At 51.2% G+C, this 6,732-nt stretch carries 7 protein-coding genes; all 7 read right to left on the bottom strand.

Annotated features, from left to right (window positions below; all coding sequences use genetic code 11):
* Positions 1-233 precede the first annotated feature (233 nt).
* Positions 234-1,550 (bottom strand): peptidoglycan DD-metalloendopeptidase family protein, encoded by a 1,317-nt coding sequence (locus GX147_09335; GenBank protein NLN60881.1) that lies wholly within the window; start codon positions 1,548-1,550, stop codon positions 234-236.
* A gap of 291 nt (positions 1,551-1,841) precedes the next feature.
* Positions 1,842-2,531, bottom strand: a complete 690-nt coding sequence (gene bioD, locus GX147_09340) for a dethiobiotin synthase (GenBank protein ID NLN60882.1) — start codon at positions 2,529-2,531, stop codon at positions 1,842-1,844.
* On the bottom strand, positions 2,524-3,681 hold the full coding sequence (locus GX147_09345) for an 8-amino-7-oxononanoate synthase (GenBank protein ID NLN60883.1): 1,158 nt from the start codon (positions 3,679-3,681) through the stop codon (positions 2,524-2,526). The genes bioD and GX147_09345 overlap by 8 nt, the downstream gene beginning before the upstream one ends.
* A complete protein-coding gene (locus tag GX147_09350) occupies positions 3,651-4,103 on the bottom strand; it encodes a hypothetical protein (GenBank protein NLN60884.1) in 453 nt (150 codons plus the stop codon). The genes GX147_09345 and GX147_09350 overlap by 31 nt, the downstream gene beginning before the upstream one ends.
* 151 nt (positions 4,104-4,254) lie before the next feature.
* Complete coding sequence (locus GX147_09355) at positions 4,255-5,466, bottom strand: beta-ketoacyl-[acyl-carrier-protein] synthase family protein (GenBank protein ID NLN60885.1); 1,212 nt, start codon at positions 5,464-5,466, stop codon at positions 4,255-4,257.
* Complete coding sequence (locus tag GX147_09360; GenBank protein ID NLN60886.1) at positions 5,467-6,111, bottom strand: nitroreductase family protein; 645 nt, start codon at positions 6,109-6,111, stop codon at positions 5,467-5,469.
* A 3-nt stretch (positions 6,112-6,114) separates the two neighbouring features.
* Positions 6,115-6,483 carry a hypothetical protein gene (locus GX147_09365; GenBank protein NLN60887.1) on the bottom strand — a complete coding sequence of 123 codons (369 nt, stop codon included), beginning with the start codon at positions 6,481-6,483 and terminating at the stop codon, positions 6,115-6,117.
* Positions 6,484-6,732 lie beyond the last annotated feature (249 nt).

Genomic DNA, 6,732 nt, shown 5'->3' on the forward strand with positions numbered 1-6,732 from the left:
ACTTTGCCAAGCTGCTGCGGTGGGCAGCCGCTTTTTTGCGTCTAATTTTCCAATGGCTTTCTAATTATCAAAGAACCATCTCTTACGGTGACGCTTTATCAAAATAGACTTTTTCAGAACCGACTAGCTATGATATTGAATGTGAAAAGTGCGCAGGGCGGGGTTTTCCCGATTTTAACAACCCGTTCGGGATTAGGACGGCCTGGCTTTCAAGAGGGGCCGGCAATCTAAGGCTACATATTATTTTTATTTTCAGACCCCAAAAGGGCGGTTCGAGAGATGCCGTCTCTCTCGTCGGAATCCATCACTGTTTTGATGGTGGTTTGTCCCGACGGGGTTGGGATCTCGCATATACCTGTGGCTGACAAGTGCGTGTTCATTTTGTCCCGGACTGAACAGAAGGCGGGGAACTCTTTGCGGGGCACCGGCCATCCCTTGGGAAATTTGAGAGTCAGGGGATTCACGCTTTTGTCGCCGATTCGAACCTCATAATGAAGATGTGGTCCTGTTGCAATACCGGTCGATCCGACGTTACCGATTATTTGTCCCTGTTCAAGCCTCTTGCCCTTCTTTACGTCTTTGGCAATCCGGGACAGATGGCCGTAACGGGTATGCCATCCGTTCGGATGCTTCACGACCACCATTTTACCGTATCCCCCGCACCAGCCTGCTTGAACGACCGTTCCGTCTCCGACAGTACAAACCGGGGTACCGGTCGCCGCAGCATAATCGACACCGTGATGTGGTCTCCAGATTTTCAGAACGGGATGAAATCTTCCTTTGGAATAATGAGAACTGATCCTCCGAAAATTTAACGGCGCTTTTAAAAAAGCTTTCTTCCGTGCATTTCCATCTTCGTCATAATAAGCGATTTTTCCGTCATGCTCGAAGCGATATGCCTTGAACAGCTCGCCATTATTCGTGAATTCAGCGGCGACGATGTTCCCGTATTTCCGGAAGCGGCCGTTATAAAAGTATCCTTCCGTAATGACCTTGAACGTATCCCCCTTACGCAGATCAGTTGTAAAATCGATATCCAAGGCAAAGATGTCGGAAAGATTGAGGGCCAGAAGAAGATGTTCCCTATCCTCGCCGACAGAGGAAACCAGGTTGTCTGCAATCGCACCCGATAGGGTCATCAGCTTTTTATCATAGGCCAGTTCGCCCCTTTCCGCATGAAAGCCGCCTGTAGAGACCCTCTTGATCTGCAGATACGAGTCCCGGTTGATCCAATAGACAAACGAATTTACCCGGCTTTCAGAATCCAAAGTCAGCCTGTAAGGCTGGCCGGCATGAATGGCTCTCAGGGGGTGAACGTCTGCCGCCACGTCACGCATGGCAAACAATTCGCTGATATCGAGGCCGTGTTTTTCAAAGATCGCCAACATCGTTTCGCCTTTCATTACCAAATCCTGAACGACCTGGAACTGTGACCGGGGCGGCTCCGGTTTCAATTCCTCTTGCTCCTGCATCCAGTGTGTGCTTTTCATCCCCAGTCCCACCAATACAAGAACCACAATTGAAAACAGCAATCCCCGCTTTCTATTCAAAACCCTTCCTCCCTTAAATAAACCGTGTCGAAATGAAGATGCCTCCAGTACCCCCTGTATCCCGTATTCCCCGTGTCCGGAAAACAACAAAAAACCCCGCCATTTTTCCATGGCAGGGTTTGTTATACGAATTGGTTGTTACGGATTACGCGTGATTTCATAACGAACCTTTCCTCTGGTCTCCATTGGGGATTCAAGGATTGGTCGAAACTTGCCACCGATCCCGGTCAAAGTCAAGAAATAATCATCCTAAAAAGGTGTTTTCCTCCTAACAAACTGTTATTACACGTATTATCTAATAAAAAGACGATCGAACATCGGGAAAAGGTGCTCCATGGACCGGCGGAAATTGACAATCCGTGGAATCACTCCGGCTACGGGGACACCCGCAATCTTTTCGATAATCATCCGGTTGTCTTCGACCATACGGGACTCCGTTGGCCGTTCCAGGGGATCTACAAAAACAATGCCTTGGGATTCAATGCCACGATTTTTTAGGGCTTCAACTGTCAACAGGGTATGATTGATCGTTCCAAGTCCTGCCCGTGCTGCAATTACCGGTTTCGCCCCCGATTTCGCCACCAGATCGATCATCATCACCTTCTCTGTCAGGGGAACCATAAGCCCACCCGCCCCTTCGATCACCAGAGGTGAATATCCTTGTCCCCTTCGGCTGATCTCCCGAATCAGAAAATCGGGATCGATCTCCGCCCCTTCACTGCGGGCGGCAAAGTATGGGGCCTTCGGTTCTCTGAAACAGGAAATTACGGCATCGGCACAATCCCTTCCTTTCAGTTCGTCGATATAACGATAAATAAACCGGGCATCGCTGTCCGTATCATAAGGATTGCGACACCCGGTCTGGACGAGCTTCAGGTAACATGGTTTATGGTTTCGCGCATACATATAGTGCATCAAGGCAAGAGATAAAACGGTCTTTCCGACACCTGTGTCGGTCCCGACAATAAAAAGATTATGCATGATTCTTTACCTCTTTATGAAGTGTTTTCTGCAATGACCCGACAAATAATTTCACATCTTTTTCATTGTGTAACGCCGTCATGCCGATCCTTAAAATTGCACGATTGAGGGCAACAGTCGGATAACGGGCCGGAAAAACAAGAATGCCATGTTCTTTAAGCCCCAGGGCTACACGCACAGCCAAATCTTCATCACCAATTTCGACCCCCAGGATGTGCGCGTCGCCAAAAGCACGGAAACCGGCTTGAAGCAGGCGGCTCTTCATGTTTTGACTTACCGCCGCCAGTTGTTCTCGTTCCCGTTCCGCCCGCTCCATGATCTTTAATATGTCGATTACCGTTCCGGCATGGGAAGGGGGCAAGGTGGTCGTAAACATCAGGGGGGCGGAAAAATTGAGGAGATATTCTTTGTATATATCGGGGAGGAGGACAAATGCACCAAACAGACCGAAGGCTTTGCCGAACGTTCCCACGGCGATGTCGGCAACGCCGTGAGCGATGCCCCTCCCCCCGGGTCCGATGGCCCCGAAAGAATGGGCTTCATCGACGATGGATAAAAAACCATGGTCTCTCTTGAGACGCGCCAGTTTCGTCACATCCAACAGGTCTCCATCCATACTGAAAAGGGATTCAGTCACCACCGCTGTACGGGATGCGTCGTTTTTTTTTAACTTTTTCTCCAAATGATCGAGATTTCCATGTCGGAAGCCGATGACGTCGGCGCCACTCAAGGCCATCCCACTGACACTGCTGGCGTGGATGTGTTGATCAACCATGACCGGATCACCTGCTTCGAAAAGAGCGGACAAAAGGCCCAGGTTCGCCTGAAAACCGCTTGGGAAAAAGAGAGCGGTTTCATATCCAAAATAATCGGCACAGGCGGCCTCGGCTTCACGGATCAACGTATAATTTCCGGTCACAAGGCGGGAGGAAGAGGAGGAGGTTCCAAATCCCTTGACATTTTGGACAAGGATATCTTTAAAAACCGGGGAATCGGCAAATCCCAAGTAGTCGTTGGAAGCAAAACTTAAGTAGAGAGTTCCATCCAGGCAAACATGTTTGCCCCTCCGTTTTGATATGACCGGAGGATCCCGATAGAGTCCCGTTCTTTTCTGGAGGGTCAGGCGGTCCCGGATACGTTGGTTAAACATGAAAAAAGCCTCTTATAATGCGCCCTAAGCCTTGCGCCATCAAATTTTTCATCATATTCCACGGTGGAGAACCAAAATTCTCCATCCATGACCATCCTTCCTCCCTTTCGGGCACATAACCGGTAAACGAAACTTCGGTCACTCTCTCCGGTCAAATCACCGGCCAGGTCAAACGATCCGGCAGCCGGCAGAGGGTCCCAGAAAATACATTCACCCACCTTGATCAAAAATGCCTGTCTGCGAAATTCATCACGCCAGCGGACATGGAAGGCCCCGAGCTGGGCGGAGGCCTCGATGAGGCTAAAGACCCCCCGTCCATCAAAAGTGACGGTCCCGCATATTTTGTCGGTACACACACGGCTGATCCGGCTCAGTAAAAGAATGGAGCGAAGGCCCGAGTTGACTTCCGTTATTCTGGACATTTACTAACCCCTGATCGCGTCACGCCCTTTCGTTGACGCCGATTAAGCGTCCGGCGAAACAACATGCTGTAATTTCTTAATTTTGTTCGAGAGTTTCCTCATGCGGACGAACGGTGATTCCTTTTGTCACAAGTCGACATAAACCACGTTTTCAGTAGCCCGATCTTTCGACCACAAGTGCCGCATTCTGTCCACCGAACCCGAAATTCTCAATGAGGAAAGCATCGGCCTGCGTATGTCGACCTGTTCGGACAAAATCGATCTCTTCCGCGCAGGGATGATCCAAATTCCGGATTTTCGGAAGATGTCCGGCCTCCTGGGCTGCCAGGGCAATACCCAGTTCGACGGCACCGCAGGCCGTCGAAAGGTGTCCGATCCAGGATTTGAGGGCAATGACGGCGGGTGAATTCCCCGGAAAGAGATCACGAATGATTTTCGCTTCGGCCCGATCATTCAGTACCGTGCCTGTACCGTGGGCAGCAATGAAACCAATTCTCTCCGATTGAACACGCGCCTCTTCCATAGCCCTCCGGACGGCGTCCCCCGCTTTTTTCCCGTCAGGAGCCGGAGCGGTCATTCGGTACCCGTCAATCGAACATCCGTATCCGGAAATTTCTCCCCGAATCAACGCCCCGCGATTGATCGCATGTTCGTGTTCTTCGAGGATAAAAAAAGCGGCCCCTTCTCCGGAGACAAATCCCCGTCTCGCCTCGTCGAAGGGACGGCTGGCCTCTTCCACTTTCCCTGCCCCCAGGTGAAGGGCGCCTGCCGTTTTATAGGCCAGAATACCCCCCGGGTAGGTTCTGGAGTCACCCCCTCCAGCCAGGGCACAATCCAAATAACCATCCCGGATCCTCCGGTAGGCTTCCCCGATAGCTACAAGCGATGCCGCGCAGGCCGTGCCGACCGTCAGGTTTTCACCCCGGATACCACAGAATTTGGCAATAACGGAAGCCGCCGTGTTGGGGAGAAACCGGAGAATCCACAGGGCATCATGTTTGCCCCGATCCATGCGTCCATCGGTCATGTTGGGAAATTCCCTGCCGATATCGAGATGCGGTCCCGCACCGACGAAAAGGCCGGCATCGGCAAGCGCTTCCCCTCCAAGACCGGACGCGCGAACCGCTTCAATGGCCGCCGCCAGAGCGAAGGCGGCTCCCCGGGTGAGGTACCGGCGCTCTTTGAAGGTTCCTGTGTAGCGACGCAGGTCAAAATCGGGTACGGGAGACACGACCACTTCCGGATCAAAATCAGGCCTTTCGAAGACAACACGCTCTGACAAAAGCGATGATCGAATTTCTTCAGGGGATTTTCCCAAAGCGGAAATGATTCCGATACCCGTGATGACAACACGTCTTTTCATCTATCTACAACTGTAAATCTCGTCGATTGTTTTTCTTCTAATGGGCTTGGCCTTTTCGTCGGGATAGCCGGAAGTGATGAAACAGAGCAATTCCATATCTTCCAGGTCGAGCATTTTCTCGACCTCCTCGAGAAAAATGAGCGGAGCCGACATGATGCAGGACCCGAGGCCGATTTCCTCCCCTTTCAGGAGATAGCTCATCACCGACAGGCCTGCCGTCATATGCAGGTTCATAACCCGGATGTCCGCGAGCCTTGAACCAAAAAGGTTTTCCGGTCCGACCAGAAGTTCTTCGGCCCTTAGCGTAACAACCGCCATCAGCACGGGAGCATCGAACATGAAGGCCATATAGCGATTGTAGAATTTAATGCGGTTTTTCATCCATTTGGGACGGCCCGCCTCGACGGCAATTTGCATAAGTCGCTCCTGAACCGCAGTCATGCCATGTCTGATCTGTTCTCTGAGTTGAGATGACCTGATGCGGATGAAACGAATGGGTTGTGTATTGGACGGCGATGGCGCCACCAGGGCGGCCTGTACCATTTTTTCGATCATACCGTCAGGCGGCATATCGGCTTTATACCTCCGGATACTGCGACGGCGGGTCACCAGTTCGTCAAAGGCAGTCAGACTGTCCCGTTCCATGTCTCAGCCCTTCCTCTGGAAGGCGATATAACTGATCAGATCCTTGATTTTAATAGCCGGCCCCGCCTCCAGATCGCCCAGCATTTCGGCGATACGTTCAATGGTCAGAAAGGGAAAGCATTCCAGAAGGTATGCCGCAGGTTCCTTCATCAATCGTTCCGCTTCCACCAGGAAAAAACGAAAATTCCGTAAATAAATATCATCGTCCTTCACGGAAATACGAAAATGGTGATTGATGGCCACCGAGAGCTCAAGCAGATCAATAGACTCGGCGCCCAGTTCCCGGACGAGATAGGTTTCCTCCGTAATCGCTTCACCCTCGACATCCATGATGTCCATGATGATGTCACGCAATGCAGTCAATGTATCCATATGTAAAACCGCCTTATGTAGCCCCGAAAAAAACCTGGATGGATAACGGGTCAGTGGAAACCATACGGACACATCAGCCCGATCTGCCCGCTAAAAAGGAGCCGCTCCTTGTTAATAGACACCATGAGAACACGCTTCAGTTCGTTCGGACCAAACAAAAAATCTATGACACGACCTGTTACACCATTCATTTCCTCGCCCCGGTCCCGGTCCGCTTGCATAAAATGCATATACCGTATGCCGTCACCC

It is taken from the genome of Deltaproteobacteria bacterium (assembly GCA_012522415.1).
In the GTDB taxonomy this organism is placed as follows: domain Bacteria; phylum Desulfobacterota; class Syntrophia; order Syntrophales; family JAAYKM01; genus JAAYKM01.